The sequence below is a fragment of the Hymenobacter glaciei genome (assembly GCF_039539585.1).
Lineage (GTDB): Bacteria > Bacteroidota > Bacteroidia > Cytophagales > Hymenobacteraceae > Hymenobacter > Hymenobacter glaciei.
Genome location: NZ_BAABDK010000032.1, coordinates 45,725 through 62,128, shown reverse-complemented (window position 1 = coordinate 62,128; position 16,404 = coordinate 45,725). Strand labels below are relative to the sequence as shown.

13 protein-coding genes are annotated in these 16,404 nt (G+C 62.0%); all 13 read left to right on the top strand.

Annotation, left to right across the window (positions count from 1 at the left end):
• Positions 1-20 precede the first annotated feature (20 nt).
• The 13 genes from metH (at position 21) to ABD837_RS21140 (ending at position 16,383) form a co-directional block, all read left to right on the top strand.
• Positions 21-3,716: a methionine synthase gene (gene metH, locus ABD837_RS21200; protein WP_345058601.1), complete on the top strand. Its 3,696-nt coding sequence runs from the start codon at positions 21-23 to the stop codon at positions 3,714-3,716.
• 117 nt (positions 3,717-3,833) lie between these two features.
• Positions 3,834-4,790 carry a methylenetetrahydrofolate reductase [NAD(P)H] gene (metF, locus tag ABD837_RS21195; protein ID WP_345058599.1) on the top strand — a complete coding sequence of 319 codons (957 nt, stop codon included), beginning with the start codon at positions 3,834-3,836 and terminating at the stop codon, positions 4,788-4,790.
• Positions 4,791-5,530: 740 nt separating this feature from the next.
• Complete coding sequence (locus ABD837_RS21190; protein ID WP_345058597.1) at positions 5,531-6,040, top strand: energy transducer TonB; 510 nt, start codon at positions 5,531-5,533, stop codon at positions 6,038-6,040.
• Positions 6,041-6,096: 56 nt separating this feature from the next.
• The gene (locus ABD837_RS21185) at positions 6,097-6,660 is read left to right on the top strand and encodes a hypothetical protein (RefSeq protein WP_345058596.1); all 564 of its coding nucleotides are present in this window, start codon (positions 6,097-6,099) and stop codon (positions 6,658-6,660) included.
• A gap of 95 nt (positions 6,661-6,755) precedes the next feature.
• Positions 6,756-7,196 carry a putative signal transducing protein gene (locus tag ABD837_RS21180; RefSeq protein WP_345058594.1) on the top strand — a complete coding sequence of 147 codons (441 nt, stop codon included), beginning with the start codon at positions 6,756-6,758 and terminating at the stop codon, positions 7,194-7,196.
• A gap of 149 nt (positions 7,197-7,345) precedes the next feature.
• On the top strand, positions 7,346-8,461 hold the full coding sequence (locus ABD837_RS21175; RefSeq protein ID WP_345058592.1) for a PA14 domain-containing protein: 1,116 nt from the start codon (positions 7,346-7,348) through the stop codon (positions 8,459-8,461).
• A 73-nt stretch (positions 8,462-8,534) separates the two neighbouring features.
• A complete protein-coding gene (locus ABD837_RS21170) occupies positions 8,535-9,320 on the top strand; it encodes an aquaporin (RefSeq protein WP_345058590.1) in 786 nt (261 codons plus the stop codon).
• Positions 9,321-9,523: 203 nt separating this feature from the next.
• Positions 9,524-10,381, top strand: a complete 858-nt coding sequence (locus tag ABD837_RS21165) for an SDR family oxidoreductase (RefSeq protein WP_345058792.1) — start codon at positions 9,524-9,526, stop codon at positions 10,379-10,381.
• Between the two features lie 241 nt (positions 10,382-10,622).
• Complete coding sequence (locus ABD837_RS21160) at positions 10,623-12,035, top strand: L-lactate MFS transporter (protein ID WP_345058588.1); 1,413 nt, start codon at positions 10,623-10,625, stop codon at positions 12,033-12,035.
• Positions 12,036-12,067: 32 nt separating this feature from the next.
• Complete coding sequence (locus ABD837_RS21155; protein ID WP_345058586.1) at positions 12,068-12,217, top strand: MFS transporter small subunit; 150 nt, start codon at positions 12,068-12,070, stop codon at positions 12,215-12,217.
• Positions 12,218-12,316: 99 nt separating this feature from the next.
• Positions 12,317-13,840 (top strand): M20/M25/M40 family metallo-hydrolase, encoded by a 1,524-nt coding sequence (locus ABD837_RS21150; RefSeq protein WP_345058584.1) that lies wholly within the window; start codon positions 12,317-12,319, stop codon positions 13,838-13,840.
• A gap of 127 nt (positions 13,841-13,967) precedes the next feature.
• A complete protein-coding gene (locus ABD837_RS21145) occupies positions 13,968-14,573 on the top strand; it encodes a gluconate 2-dehydrogenase subunit 3 family protein (RefSeq protein WP_345058582.1) in 606 nt (201 codons plus the stop codon).
• A gap of 127 nt (positions 14,574-14,700) precedes the next feature.
• A complete protein-coding gene (locus ABD837_RS21140; protein WP_345058580.1) occupies positions 14,701-16,383 on the top strand; it encodes a GMC family oxidoreductase in 1,683 nt (560 codons plus the stop codon).
• Positions 16,384-16,404: the final 21 nt, after the last annotated feature.

Genomic DNA, 16,404 nt, shown 5'->3' with positions numbered 1-16,404 from the left:
CTATACCGACTCCGAAAGAAATGTCCACCGCCACCCTCGCCGCCCCCTCTCCTCTTCCCGACCTGCTCCGCCAGCGCCTGCTGATTCTTGACGGCGCGATGGGCACCATGATTCAGCGCCACCCGCTGACGGAGGAGGATTTCCGGGGCACCCGCTTCGCCGACCACCCCAAGCCCCTGCGCGGCAACAACGACCTGTTGAGCCTCACGCGGCCCGACATCATCAAGGGCATCCACGCCGAGTACTTCGCCGCCGGGGCCGACATGGTGGAAACCAACACCTTCTCAGGCACCACCATTGCGCAGGCCGACTACGGCCTGGAGCACGTGGTGTACGAGTTGAACTACGAGTCGGCTCGCCTGGCCCGCGAGGCGGCCGATGAGTACTCGACGCCCGAGCGCCCGCGCTTCGTGGCCGGCGCCGTTGGCCCCACCAACCGCACCGCCTCGCTCTCGCCCGATGTAAACCGCCCCGGCTTTCGCGCCGTGACCTTTGATGAGTTGGCCACGGCTTACCTGGAGCAGGTGCGCGGCCTTGTGGACGGCGGCGTGGATACCCTGCTCATCGAAACCATTTTCGACACGCTGAACGCCAAAGCAGCCCTCTATGCCGTGCAGAAATTCTTTGACGAAGGCGGCCGCGTGGTGCCCGTTATGATTTCGGGCACGATTACCGACGCTTCGGGCCGCACCTTGAGCGGCCAGACGGTGGAAGCTTTCTGGAACAGCATTCGCCACCTGCCGCTGCTAAGCGTGGGCTTGAACTGCGCCCTCGGCGCCGACCAGCTCCGCCAGTACGTGCAGGAGCTGAGCCGCATTTCCGACGTGCACATCTCGGCCTACCCCAACGCCGGCCTACCCAACGCTTTCGGTGGCTACGATGAATCGGCGCAGGAATTTGCCGCGCTGGTGGAGGAGTATTTGAAGGAAGGCATCGTGACAGTGGTGGGCGGCTGTTGCGGCACCACGCCCCAGCACATTGCCGAGCTGAGCAAGCTGGCCGAGAAATACCAGCCCCGCCAACTCCCCACCGAACTCGCTCCCTCGACTCGCCTGAGCGGCCTAGAGCCGTTTACCATCAAAGAGGAAAGCCTGTTTGTGAACGTAGGCGAGCGCTGCAACGTGACCGGCTCCCGCGCTTTCGCCCGCCTCATTCGCACGGGTGCCTATGAGGAAGCCCTGGCCGTGGCCCGCTTGCAAGTGGAAGAAGGCGCGCAGGTACTCGACATCAACATGGACGAGGGCATGCTCGATTCGGAGCAGGTGATGACGACGTTCCTGCACCTCATTGCTTCGGAGCCCGACATTGCGCGGGTGCCGGTGATGATTGACTCCTCGAAGTGGAGCGTGCTCGAAGCCGGCCTGAAATGCGTGCAGGGCAAGAGCATCGTGAACTCGATTTCGCTGAAAGAAGGCGAAGCAGCTTTCCGTGACCGCGCCCACACGGTGCGCCAGTACGGCGCCGCCGTGGTGGTGATGGCCTTCGACGAAAACGGCCAGGCCGACTCGCTGGAACGCCGCAAGGAAATCTGCCAGCGCAGCTACGACATCCTGACCAAGGAAGTCGATTTCGACCCGTCCGACATCATCTTCGACCCCAACATCCTGACCGTAGGCACGGGCATGGACGAGCACCGCAACTACGCCATCGACTTCATCGAGGCCGTGCGCTGGATTAAGGGCAACCTGCCCGGCGCGCTCACCAGCGGCGGCATCAGCAACATTTCGTTTTCCTTCCGCGGCAACGACGTGGTGCGCGAGGCCATGCACACGGCCTTCCTCTACCACGCCATCCGCGCCGGCCTGGACATGGGCATTGTGAACCCCGGCCAGCTCGGCGTGTACGATGAAATTGAGCCCCACCTGCTCGAGTTGGCCGAAGATGTGCTGCTAAACCGCCGTGCCGACGCCACAGAACGCCTCGTGGAATTTGCCGACACCGTCAAGCAAAAAGATAAGGCCGAAGTAGTGGCCGACGAATGGCGCAGCCTACCTGTGTGGGACCGCCTGCAACACGCGCTGGTGAAGGGCATCACCGAGTTTATTGACGAGGATACCGAAGAAGTGCGCCAGCAGGTAACTCGGCCTTTGGAAGTAATCGAAGGTCCGCTGATGGCCGGCATGAACGTAGTGGGCGACCTGTTCGGGGCCGGCAAAATGTTCCTGCCGCAGGTGGTGAAATCGGCCCGCGTAATGAAGAAAGCCGTGGCTTACCTCGAGCCGTACCTGTTGGCCGACAAGCAGGGCTCGGACCGCCAGACGGCCGGCAAAATCCTGATGGCAACGGTGAAAGGCGATGTGCACGACATCGGCAAGAACATCGTGGGCGTGGTGCTGGCCTGCAACAATTTCGACATCGTGGACCTCGGCGTAATGGTGCCGCTGGAGAAGATTCTCGATGAAGCGCAGAAGCAAAACGTGGACGTTATAGGTCTTTCCGGCCTCATCACGCCCTCGCTCGATGAGATGGTGTACGTGGCCCAGGCCATGGAAAAGCGAGGCTTGAAAATTCCCCTGCTCATTGGCGGCGCCACGACTTCGCGCCTGCACACGGCGGTGAAAATCGCGCCGTCCTACAGCGGGGCGGTGGTGCACGTCAACGACGCCTCGCGCTCGGTAGGGGTAGCCGCGGGCCTGCTCGGCTCGGGTGAACGCGCCTACGCCCAGACCGTGGCCGACGACTACGCCGCCCTGCGCGCCGATTACGCCAGCCGCCAGCGTGACAAAAGCTACCTGACCATTGAAGGCGCCCGCGCCAACGGTTTCAAGTCGGACTGGAATACAGTAAGCATCACCAAACCCAGCTTCCTCGGCACCAAAGTGCTCGAAGACTACGACCTCGCCGAACTGGCCCGCTACATCGACTGGACGCCTTTCTTCCACACCTGGGAGCTGAAAGGCCGTTACCCGCGCATTCTGGAAGATGCTACGCTGGGTGAAGCGGCCACCAAGCTTTTCGAGGATGCCCAGGCCATGCTCACGAAAATCATCGACGGCAAGCTGCTCACGGCCCGCGCTGTGCTGGGCTTCTGGCCGGCCAATACCAAGGGGTACGATACCATCGAAATTTACGCCGACGACTCGCGTGAGGCCATTGCCACCGAGTTTTTCACGCTACGCCAACAAGGCGAGAAAGGCCCCAAAATCCCCAACATCGCCTTTTCCGATTTTCTGGCGCCGAAGGAAACCGGCCGGGCCGACTACATGGGCGGCTTCGCCGTGACGGCCGGTATCGGCATCGAAAAGCTGATTGAGCAGTTCGAGGCTGACCACGACGACTACTCCAGCATCATGGTGAAGGCCCTGGCCGACCGCCTGGCCGAGGCCTTCGCCGAGCGCCTGCACGAGCGGGTGCGCCGCGAGTTCTGGGGCTACGCGCCCGACGAGCACCTGACCAACGAAGACCTTGTGCAGGAGAAATACCGCGGCGTGCGCCCCGCCCCCGGCTACCCCGGCTGCCCCGACCACACCGAGAAAATCACCCTCTTCCAACTGCTCGACGCCGAGGGCAAAACCGGCATCACGCTCACCGAAAATCTGGCCATGTACCCGGCCTCGTCGGTGAGCGGCATGTACTACGCCCACCCAGACTCGCGCTATTTTGGCCTGGGCCGCATTGGCGTGGACCAGGTGGCCGACATTGCGCAGCGCAAACAAATGCCCCTGAAGGAGCTGGAACGCTGGCTGATGCCCAACCTGAACTACGAGCCGAAATAACCCCACCCCAACCCCTCCCCAATGGGGAGGGGCGTTGATTCACTTAATCCAAAGCCCTCACGTGTCGCCCGGCACCCCCTCCCCACCGGGGAGGGGGCCGGGGGGTGGGGTTCGCATATGAAAGTTACCGACCACCTCGCCCAGGCCAAAGGCAAAACCCTCTTCTCGTTTGAGGTGCTGCCGCCCAAAAAGGGCGAAAACATCCACACGCTGTTCTCGAACATCGAGCCACTGATGGAGTTCAAGCCGCCGTTCATCGACGTGACGTACCACCGCGAAGAGTACGTGTACCGCCACCACCCCAACGGGCTGCTGGAGAAGAAAACTGTGCGCCGCAGGCCCGGCACGGTGGGCATTTGCGCGGCCATCAAAAACCGCTTCGACGTGGATACCGTGCCTCACCTCATCTGTGGGGGCTTTACGAAAGAGGAAACCGAGAACGCGCTGATTGACCTGCACTTCCTGGGCATCGACTCCGTACTGGCCCTGCGCGGCGACCCCATCAAATCGGAAGGCCACTTCAAGCCCGAGCCCGACGGGCATGCCTACGCCTGCGACCTCATCGGCCAGGTAGCCAACCTCAACAAGGGGGAGTACCTGGACGAGGAGCAGGACGATACCTGGGCCACCAGCTTCTGCATTGGCACCGCTGGCTACCCCGAGAAGCACTTCGAAGCGCCCAACTACGCTTCGGACGTTAAATTCCTCAAGCACAAAGTAGACCGGGGCGCGGACTACATCGTGACCCAAATGTTCTTCGACAACGAAGAGTTTTTCAAGTTCGAGAAGAAGTGCCGCGACGCGGGCATCAACGTGCCCATCATTCCGGGCCTGAAGCCGCTAACTACCAAAAGCCAACTTACCATGCTGCCCCGGGCCTTCTATCTCAACCTGCCCGAGGCCCTGGCCGAGGCCATCAGCCAGTGCCGCGACAACGAGGCGGCCCGCGCCATCGGCATCGAATGGTGCCTCAACCAAAGCCGCGAATTGATGGCCCACGGCGTGCCTTGCCTGCACTACTACTCCATGGGCAAGTCGGAAAGCATCCGGCGCGTGGCGGCCGAATTGTTTTAGCATCGGCAGCTGCTGCAGGCAGCTGACCAACAAAGCGGGAGCGAATTGGGCGGGTGGCTTACAAGCTACCCGCCTTTTTTGTGCGAACGGGCCACAAGATGTAAAACACCTTATTGGTGCCCGATGGACGGGCCTGTGAATAGAGCCCAGTGCAAACCAGTACCGGTGCCGCAAGTCAACTGAATTTTGCACCCTTTGCCTCTTTCAGGCACAACACCGCTGGTGTATAGCTATTCCTGATATCACTTTTTAATTCAATCTACTCGTCAAAATCAGGCTATTTTCAAAGAGAGCAAACGTATGCTCAACGGGCATTTTCACTCGGTGAATGATTGTTCAGGGCTGTACGCTATAAATTTTAACTCTAACAAAAAATATAAATATCCCTACACCGACCTTTGCTTCACGAACTAGAAGCAATCAGCGCTGCTACATACTCGCCACTTAAGCTCATCACCTAGTAGCTACCTATAGCCTGCACTTTCAATTACTTAATAGGCATAGATGCCATAAAGCGCGTGGTGATAGCAGAGCAATAGGCAAGTAAAAATCGAAGAAAAAGATGCGTAGCCTTTTTCTTAAATAGAACTTTTTACTATCTTTCGAACCCGCAAACGTTTCCAAGTTGCCGTTGCGTACTCTTCATCCCTCAAACCCACCCGTTTACTATGAAAAATTATATTTACTCTCTATTTATTTTACTCCTCTTGTGTATAGCTGCTCCGGCACATGCGCAAAAGATGCGCACAACCAAATGGGAAAGTGGCATGCTTGATAAGCGCACGAAAGTTGGCGTGTGGGAATACTACGGCATCACTGCGTCGAAAGAAATGGTAGTGGTGCAGCGCTACGACCACACCGCCAAGCAGTTGGTTTTCTACCGCCCTTCCGGCGACCTCACTTTCAACACCGAGCTGGCCCCTGGCCAGTGGAAGCGCCGCATGGTGGACCGCCCGCCGCTGTTCATCGGGGGCGATGCCGCGCTGGCGACCTACACCACGCAGCTGCAGTATCCCCAGCAGGCGCAGGACCGCAACGTGCAGGGCCAGGTCACCATTGGCTTTTCGGTGGATACCGAAGGCAAGGCCACCAACCACCGCGTGCTGCGCGGCATTGGCGCGGGCTGCGACCAGGAAGCCCTACGCGTGGTAAAAACCATTCCCGACCAATGGGTACCCGCCCAGGTGGGCGGCCAGGATATTGTGGCGGAGTATGAGTTGACGCTAACCTTTCGGCTGGCGCAGCAGTAGAGGGCAGGTGCGGCCGTAGTAGCCGTTCTTTGCGCCTCAACTACTGTGTCTGTGCTATGAAAGGTGAATTGCGTATTCTAACAACGAGCTTAAAATCTTTTAGCGGCGTGCTGCTCGCCGCGCTATTGCTCACAGGCTGCGACTCGACGCCGAATGAGCGCCGGGAAGTGGCCCGCACTGCTGGCCGCGAGTTGGACAGCGCCGCCCGTACGGCCGCCCACAAGCTTTCTCGGGTGGGTAAAGCCACGGCAACCTATACCAAGTCTAACCGAGAGCGCCGCGCCCGGCCCCTCGACCCGCGCCAGCAGCTGGCCATGGAAGCCAAGCTACTCGGCCCCTACAACGGGCAGATTAACGCCCTCACGCCCCAGGACCTGCCCGCAGCCTATGGCCAGCTGGTGCGCGAAACCCGTGCCCAGCGCGCTACCTGGACCGACCGCGACTGGGACTATGCCCGCGCTGTGTACCAACGCCTGAACGACCAGTTGAAACAGGTGCGTATGGACATGCCCGCCCGCGACGAAGTCCGGGTACGCGCTCGCCAGGCCGAGTTTGTGAGCCTGCAGGCGGGGCATGCCGTGAAAGGCATCGACGCGGCCACCCGGCAACAGCCGAAGTAGGGTTAGTGGTTAGCAGCCTAGGGGGTGACTATTGCTTAAGGACAAAGCGGTTAATCAACACTTCGCGCCTAACTTTCAGCGCTTAACTTTTTTTCGTGTCCAGCCCCGACTCCGTCGTTTTTCTCGAATCGTTCTACGAGCCGATGGCGGCCAACCTGGCCCGCACCCGCCTGGAGGCAGCGGGCATTCCCTGCTTTCTGAGCAACGAAAATCTGGTGGGGCTGCTGCCGCTGTACAGCCCGATTACCGGCGGCGTGCGGCTGCACGTGCGGCTCGCCGACGCGGAAGCAGCCCTGGAAATACTGCATGCTGAGCCCGTGCCCCGGGCCACCGGGCCCGATATCGCCTCGTTTGCCGCTGATGCGCCCGACCCGGTAACGCCGCGCTGCCCGCGCTGTGGGTCGTCGGATGTAGCCTATGGGGCAGCCACGCGCAACACCTACGGGTTCTGGTCGGGGCTTTTGTCGGTGCTGCTGCGGTTTCCGGTGCGGGGCAAGCGGTTTCACTGCTTTCATTGCGGCCACGAGTTCAAGTAGTGGCAACCTGCTACCCAGGCCCGCCGGCTCATGGCCAGTATTAAGGTAGAATTTGCGGGGTTGCGGCAATAATAAGGTGGCCATGTCTCCGTTGTAACTGCATGGCGGCAGCAACGAACCGGTGGCTAACCCTGCTTGTGCTTGGACTGATGATGGCAAAGCCAGCTGCCCCGGTGTGGGCACAGGCTCCGGCCAGCAACGGCATTCTTGGCGAATACTACGAAGGGGTTGCTTTTGAGCGTCTGGTGGCGCGCCGCCACGAGGCTACCCTAGCCTTCGACTGGGGCCACGCTCCGCCGGTGCCGGGCGTGGCGGCCGAGTATTTCTCGGTGCGTTGGACGGGTTGGCTCGTGCCTCCGGCGAGCGGACGCTATGTGCTGCACGCTACCGTAGACGACGGCATTCGCATGTGGCTCAACGACCAACTCGTGCTGAACGAGTGGCGGCCCCAACCCGTGCGCACGTTCACGACCAGCATCGAGCTGAAAGCCGGCCAGCCCTACAAGCTCCGGGTCGACTACTACCAGGACATCCTCGACACCCGCATGTACATTACCTGGGAGCGGCCCGACGTGCCGCTGACGCCGCCACCCTCGTCGTGGCGCAACCTGTGGGGCCTCACCGCTGAAACCCCGAAGCCCGAGCCAATACCGACGCAGTTCCTGTACAGTCGCAACCCCAAGCCAGGACTGGTAGCTGCTCCCGCGCCAAAACTGCTACTACCTGCGGCCCGGCCGCCGCTGCCGAAGCCTGCTCCGGCGGTGGCCAGGGCCAGCCTGCCGGTGCTTGGTTCCCGGCCACTACCTCGACGGCGGGCGGCCCCGACCGTGCTCACGCTGGTACCGGTTTCGCCGGCTACGCCGCTACGCCCGGCAATTTCGCCAGCTAGTCCAACCGATACTGCCCGGCTGGCCTGGCTGGCCGTGGGCGAAACGGTGACTTTGCCGGACCTGTTTTTCGAACAGGGCCGGGCCACCCTGCTGCCCGGTACCCGCGCCGCGCTCGATAAAGTGGCTGGCGTACTTAGCACGCGGCTGGGCCTGCGCCTCGAAGTGCAGGGCCATACCGACAACGTGGGCAATGCCGAGCTGAACCGCCAGCTTTCGCAGCAGCGCGCCGAGGCCGTATGTCTCTACCTCACGGCTCACGGCGCGAACACAGCCCAGCTTCGGCCAATAGGCTACGGAGGCACCCAGCCAGTAGCCGACAATGCCGACTCCGCTCAGCGGCCTCGCAACCGCCGGGTAGTGCTGCGCCGACTGTGAGCGGCAGGCAGCACTACCCCTAACCTGCTGCGCATTTCTACGTTGCATGGGGGCATCAACGCTTTTCGCCCGCATGGCTTTTGCTGCCCATCTGTACCAGGCCCTGCGCCGCAACTGGCGCCATTATGTGGTTGAAGCCGCCGGCATCATGGCTTTCATGACGGTGTCGAGTCTGGCCGCGGTGCTGTTTCTGCATTCCGACTCGGCGGTGGCGCGGGCCTTTGGGCCTAAAGCCTGGGTACAGCGCAGCGGGGTAGCCGTGGCGGTGGCACTGTTGATAACAGGCATGGCCAACTCACCCTGGGGCAAACGCTCGGGGGCGCTGTTCAACCCGGCTGTAACGCTGGGCTTCTGGCAGCTGGGCTACATAGCCACAGCCGATGCGCTGTGGTATGCCCTGGCGCAGTTCTCGGGGGCCTGTGTGGCCGGCGTTAGCCTGAGCTGGCTGCTGAAACCCTGGTTCAGCCATCCTACCATTCACTACAATACCACCGTTCCCATCGAGGGCAAACACGGCTGGGCACTGGCGCTAGGCGCCGAAACACTGATTTCGGCAGCTCTGATGCTGGTGCTGCTGTGGGCACTGCATTCGCCCACCCGCAAACGCTGGGCGGGGGCGCTGGCGGGCCTTGCGCTGGCGTTATTCATTGTGGTGGAAGCGCCGCTTTCCGGCATGAGCCTGAACCCGGCGCGCACCCTAGGGGCAGCCATAGGAGCTGGGAAAGCGCATGGGCTGTGGCTGTATTTTCTGGGGCCGCTGGCGGGCGCATGGGCCACGGCTGCGCTCTACCAACGCTACCACCGCCGCCAGCCGACGGGTGAGGCGGCGCCTCCGCACTTTCCGGACCCCAAGGCCTAAGCTGACCCACCAACGCCAGAACGATGGCCAGGGTAATGCGGTGATGCGTTCTGAATAGCCATTGCACGGCATCTCGCGTAAGCAAGAGCCCAAATCCTCTCTGCTAGCTTATGACTACGAAAAAACCTGCTCCCGCCAAGCCTGCTTCGAAAAAGCCGGCTTCTGCTGCCAAAGCTGCTCCCGCCAAAGCCGAGCGCCGCCCTATGGCCACCGATATGAAAGCCGCGGCTCAGAAACTCCCCTATCCGGCCAAACAAGCCGATATGAAGCTGCAGCCCGACTCGGACCTGGCCAACTACAAAGCCGCGGGCAAGCTGAAGGATAAAGTCGCCCTCATCACCGGAGCCGACTCGGGCATTGGCCGGGCCGTGGCCATTGCCTTCGCCAAGGAGGGTGCGCACGTGGCCGTGGTCTTCAATGAGAACGTGGAGGATGCCGAAAAAACCAAGCAACTGGTCGAAAAGGAGAAGCGCAAGTGCCTGCTGCTGCAACTCGATGTGCGCGACCCCGAGCAGTGCAAACAGGCCGTGCGCCGCACGCTGGCCGAGCTGGGTGGGCTGAACATACTCGTGAACAACGCGGCTTTCCAGATGAGCCAGGAGAAGTTTGAGGACATTTCCGAAGAGCAGATTCGCCGCACCTTCGACACCAACATTCTGGGCTACATCTGGATGGCGCAGGCCGTAATTCCCCACCTTAAAAAGGACGACTGCATTATCAATACAGGCAGCATTGTGGGCATCACCGGCATCCCGATTCTGGTGGATTATGCTGCCTCGAAAGCCGGCATTCATGCCCTCACGAAGTCGCTGGCGCTGTACCTGGGCGAACGCGGCATTCGGGTGAACTGCGTGGTGCCCGGCCCGGTCTGGACGCCCAACATCCCCGCCACCATGCCGCGCGAGGAAATTGCCAAGTTTGGCCACGAGGTCGCCCTCAAGCGCCCCGGCCAGCCCGAGGAGCTGGCCCCGGCTTACGTGCTGCTGGCCTCGCAGGATGGCTCGTTTATGACCGGCAGCCTGGTGCACGTAACGGGTGGCAAGCTCAGCAGCGACGAGTAACGTTGTGCTTAATGATGAATGAAGAATGATGAATTGAGCCGCCCGCAAATTCTCATTCTTCATTCCTCATTAAGCATAGCGTCAAGCCGCCTATACCTATTTAGCAAAGTTTTCGCATCCCGAAGAATCAACCAGCGAAGCAGCCGGTTACCTTGACGCTTGTTGCCTGCTTTCAAGGCGTTAGGCATGGCACAAGCTGCATATTCCATTCTCTTCTCTCACTTCAATTCCCACTTTTTTCATGGCCGAAAACTCCTCTTCTCTGCTCGACCGCAGCCGCACGGTGGCGGGGCCGGGCTACAACCGCTGGCTGGTGCCGCCGGCAGCACTGGCTATTCACCTGGCTATTGGGCAGGCGTACGCCTTCAGCGTATTCAAGAAACCCATGGGCGCCCTCATCAGCGGCAACGTGGACAAGCCCGACGCACTGGACTGGACACCGGGCCAGCTGGCCGTTATTTTCTCCATTGCCATCGTCCTGCTGGGCCTTTCGGCGGCCGTATTTGGCAAGTGGCTGGAGCGCGTGGGGCCGCGCAAGGCCATGCTGGCCTCGGCGCTGTGCTTCGGGGGCGGTTTCCTCATTGCCTCGCTAGGCGTGCACCTGCACAGCCTGGCGCTGGTGTATTTCGGCTACGGCTTCGTGGGCGGCATCGGGCTGGGCATTGGCTACATCTCGCCGGTAAGCACCCTGATTAAGTGGTTCCCGGACCGGCCGGGTGTCGCCACGGGCATGGCCATCATGGGCTTTGGCGGCGGCGCCATGATTGGCTCGCCGTTGGCAGTGGCTCTCATGGCCCACTTCAAAGGTCCTGGCGCGCCGATGGGCGTAGCCCCTACCTTCATCGTAATGGGCCTTATTTACCTGGTTTTCATGATGTTCGGGGTATTCACCATCCGGGTACCCGCCGACGGCTGGAAGCCCGAAGGCTACGTGCCCAACGCTACCCACAGCGCCCTCATCACCAGCTCGAACGTGGACGCCGATAACGCCATCAAAACGCCCCAGTTCTGGATGCTGTGGGTGGTGCTGCTCTGCAACGTAACGGCCGGCATCGGCGTGCTCGAAACGGCTTCGCCGCTGATTCAGGAAACCTTTTCGGATGCGAACATGGGTGCGGGCCGGGGCGTAACCGCGGCAGCGGCGGCCGGCTTCGTGGGCCTGCTCAGCTTGTTCAACCTACTGGGCCGGTTCTTCTGGTCGTCGGCTTCGGATAAGCTGGGCCGCAAGCCCACGTACATGATTTATTTTGGATTGGGTGTGTTGCTCTACGCCCTAGCGCCCACGCTTATGGCCGGGGCCTCGCTCACGCTGTTTGTAGTGGTGTGCTGCGTGATTCTGAGCATGTACGGCGGCGGCTTCGCCACCATTCCGGCGTACTTGCGCGACTTGTTTGGCACCATGCAGGTGGGCGCCATCCACGGCCGACTGCTCACGGCCTGGTCCACGGCCGGCGTGCTGGGGCCGCTGTTGGTGAACTACCTCCACGACCAGCAGAAGGCCAAGGGCCTGACCGGCGCGGCCGCTTACCAAACCGTGTTCTACACCATGGCCGGCTTGCTGGTGGTCGGCTTCATCGCCAACCTATTGGTGACGGCCGTGAACGAGCGGTACGCTTTTAAGGGCGAAGTGACCACGGCTTCGGCGGGCCACTAGCCTTCTTTTCACCTCTAATTCATTCATCGGATATGACTCCTCAATCGAACTCCCCCACCAACGCCAACGCCGCTGACACCGGCTCGGGTGGCTCGGCCGTGCTGGCCTGGCTGATAGTGGGCCTGCCCCTGGCCTGGGGCGTGTCGCAAACGTTCATCAAGGCCCTGGCGCTGTTCAAGTAAGCGCAGCATTTACTGGTTTTCCAGCAAAAAGCAGCCGGCCCTGGGTCGGCTGCTTTTTTCATTTCCAGCCAACCCGGCAATCACCATTACCTTGCTGCCATGAAAAACCTGCTTTCCCTGGCCTTCCTGACACTGGTTGCCGCTGCCTCGGCCGATACGCCCATGCAACGGGTGCGCCAGTTCCGGCAAACCCACGAGGCCGCTTTGCTGGCCGAATTCGAGCAGCTGGTGGCCATTCCCAACGTGGCAGCCGATACGGCAGGGCTGCGGCGCACGGCGCAGTTTATACAGGGCATGATGCGGCGGCGCGGCATTGCCGCTGAGCTGTTGGCGGCGCCCACGCCGGGCGTGCCGCCGGTGGTGTTTGGCGAGGTGCGCGTGCCGGGCGCCACCCGCACCGTCATCTTCTACGCGCACTACGACGGCCAACCCGTGAACCCAGCGCAGTGGCGCGAGGGCTTGCAGCCCTTCCGGCCCCAACTGGCCAGTGGGCCTCTCGACCGGGGCGGGCAGCTGGTTGCCGCACCCGTTGCGGGCCAGCCGCTCAGCCCCGACTGGCGGTTGTACGCCCGCAGCGCTTCCGACGACAAGGCCGGGGTAATGGCTATTCTGAGCGGCTACGAGGCGTTGACGGCCAGCAAGCTGCGGCCGAAGGTCAACGTGAAGTTCTTTTTTGAAGGCGAAGAAGAGCGGGGCTCGCCGCACCTGGCCGAGATTCTGGCTCGGCACAAAGCCAGGCTAGCATCCGATGTGTGGGTGATTTGCGACGGGCCGGTGCATCAGTCGGGCCGCAAGCAGGTGGTATTTGGTGCCCGCGGCGACGTGAACATGCGCCTGCATGTGTACGGCCCGCGCCGCCCCCTGCACAGCGGCCACTACGGCAACTGGGCCCCCAACCCCGCCCTGGCGCTCACCCGCCTGCTGGCCTCTATGGAAGACAGCACCGGCCGGGTGCGCGTGGCTGGTTTCTACGACGACGTGACGCCGCTGAGTTCGGCCGAAAAAGCCGCCCTGGCCCAGGTGCCCAACCTCGACGAAACCATCCGGCAGGAGCTGGGCTTTGCCCGCGCCTACGGCCCCGGCCAGTCGCTGGTGGAGCTGCTCAACCAGCCTTCGCTCAACATCAACGGCATGCAAAGCGCCAACGTGGGTGCCCAGGCCGCCAACGTGATTCCGACCACCGCGTCGGCTGTGCTGGACCTGCGCCTGGTGCCCGGCAACGACGCCCAGCGCCAGGTGCAGAAGGTGGTGCGCCACATCGAAGCGCAGGGCTTTCATGTCCTGAGCGCTGAACCCACCGACGCCGAGCGCGCCCGCTACCCCCTGCTGGTGCGCGTGCAGGCCGAGCCCGGCTACAATGCCCAGCGCACCCGCCTCGACCTGCCCATTGCCCGCCAGATTATTGCCGCCGTGCAAACCACCGTGGCCGAGCCCGTGGTGGTGCTGCCCACCATGGGCGGCAGCCTGCCGCTGTATGTATTCGAGCAGCAGTTGCAGGCCCAGACCATTACGGTGCCCGTGGCGAACTACGACAACAACCAGCACGCCGAAAACGAGAACATCCGCCTGGGCAACCTCTGGGAGGGCCTGGAAACCATGGCCGCAATTATGCTCTTGAAGTAGCACAGGTGGCGAGTCGCTCATAAAATTACGGGCTTTAAGCCCGACCATTGGGAGGATTCTGCTCGTAAGGAGTTGTTAGCTGAGCCGTCTTGCACGGCACCCTTTAAGCCAAAGCCCCTTCTTTCTGATGTCCGTTCCTGTTTACCCCAACGGCACCGTGCGCGCGCTGCTCGACACACCGCACGTGTCGGAAGCCACCCGTGCATCCCTGCAGGCCCGCCTCGATGCACCCGTGGCCTACGTGCCCCAGTTTCTGGCGCCCGAAACCTACGCCCTGCTCGAAGCCGTGGCCGCCCGCCTGTTTCCGCAGCCCGACCGGCCGGAGCAGCCCATTCCGCTGGCCCCGGCCGTAGACCAACGCCTGGCCGAGGGCCGCGCCGACGGCTGGCGCTACGATGCCTTGCCGCCCGACCGCGAAGCCTACCGGTTGGGCCTGGGCGGCATCCAGGAAATCGCGCAGGGCTTATTCCAAACTGATTTCACTGCCTTGCATGCCGGGCAGCAGGATGCAGTGCTGCAGGCCCTGGCCAGTTCCACGCCGCCCGGTGCTATCTGGGCTACGCTGGATGCCGGCCGCTTTTTCGAGGAGATGCTGGCGGAGCTAACCGAGACTTACTACGCCCACCCGCTGGCGCAGGAGGAAATTGGCTACGTGGGCATGGCCGACCTGCCCGCCTGGACGAAAATCGGGCTCAACGAAAAAGAAGACCGGGAGCCGATGGCAAATGAGTAACTGTGTAAATAAGTAAAGTGGCTTTCGTGAGGAATTGATATTCAATTCGGAAGCATGCCTTTACGCATCTACTGTCTCCTCCGCTGCCCATTTACTCAATTACTCATTTACTCATTTACTGCCCGTCATGTCCGACGAAGAAGTTCTCGAAGAAGGCGTCCTCAGCCCCATCCAAACCGAAATCCAGGACCCGCTGCTGCGGGCACTACTCGCCGACGAGCCTGCCCCGGTTCCTGTAGCCATCGATACGCCCCAGGAGCAGCCCCAGGCCATCGAGCCCGAAGCCGACGAAGTCGACTGCGTGGTGATAGGACTGGGTGCGGGCGGCGCGCCACTGCTGGCCCGCTTGGCAATGGCTGGCCTGAAAGTGGTGGCCCTGGAAGCCGGCCCCTGGCACACCCCGGAGCAGGACTTTGCCACCGACGAAAAAGCGCAGGAATTCCTGTTCTGGAACGACGAGCGGCTGGCGGCGGGCCGCGACCCGCTGGCCATGGGCAAAAACAACTCGGGCACCGGCGTGGGCGGCTCTACGCTGCACTACACGGCCTATACCCCCCGCCCACTGCCCGACGATTTGCACATCCGGCGCGACTTTGGGCAGGGCGAAGACTGGCCGGTAAGCTACGAGGAGCTGGCCCCGTATTACGAAGAGATAGAACAGTTTATTGGGATATCGGGCCCTACGCCCTACCCCTGGGGACCCAGCCGCACCAAAGGCTACCCCCTGGCCCCGCTGCCGCTGAACAGCGCCGCCCAGCTGATGGTACGGGGCGCGGCGAAAATGGGCATTAAGACCTCGCCAGCGGCCAATGCGGCGCTTTCGGCTCGCTACTACCAACCCGGCGTGGGCTGGCGCGAGGCCTGCACCAACCGGGGCTTCTGCCAGGCGGGCTGCTCCAACGGAGCGAAGTCGAGCATGGACGTCACCTACATTCCGCTGGCGGTGAAGCACGGCGCGGATATTCGCCCCAACAGCTTCGTAACCGAGATTGAGCGCGATGCCCGGGGCTACATCACGGGCGTGGTGTACACCCAGAACGGCGAGCAGAAGCGCCAACGCTGCCGCCACCTTTTCCTGTGTGGCGGCTCGGTAGAAACCCCGCGCCTGCTACTACTGAATGAGCTGGCCCTGACCAGTGGGCAGGTAGGCCGCAACCTGATGGCCCACCCCGGCCTGCAGGTGTGGGGCACGTTTGCCGACGAGGTGCGGCCCAACAAAGGCATTCCCGGCGGCCTGATTTCGCAGGATACCCACCGGCCAGCCGGGGCCGATTTCATTGGCGGTTACCTGCTGCAAAGCATCGGCGTGATGCCCGTGACGTTTGCCGGGCAGGTAGCGCGGGGCCGCAAATACTGGGGCCAGCAGCTGCGCGATTACATGCGGAACTACAACCACATTGCCGGCATCAACATTCTGGGCGACTGCCTGCCGCACGCCGACAACTTTATGGAGTTGGCCGAAGAAAAAGACGCGCGTGGCTTACCCAAACCCCGCTTGCACTTCACCGCCCAGGAAAACGAGCTGCGCATGAATGCCCACGCCGAAAAGGTGATGCGCGGCATTTGGGAAGCGGCCGGCGCCACCGATATTTGGTCATTTCAGCGCTATGCGCACGTCATCGGCACGGCACGCATGGGCAAAAGCGGCGACGACGCGGTGGTGGACGCCAACGGCCGCGCTTTCGATGTGCCCAATCTGTACATCTCCGACAACTCCACCTTCCCCAGCGCGCTCAGCGTGAACCCTGCCCTCACGATTATGGCCCTGAGCCTGCGCACGGCAGACAAGTTTTTGGAGAGCCTGAAGTAGTGGCGGAATGTTTGACCGTCA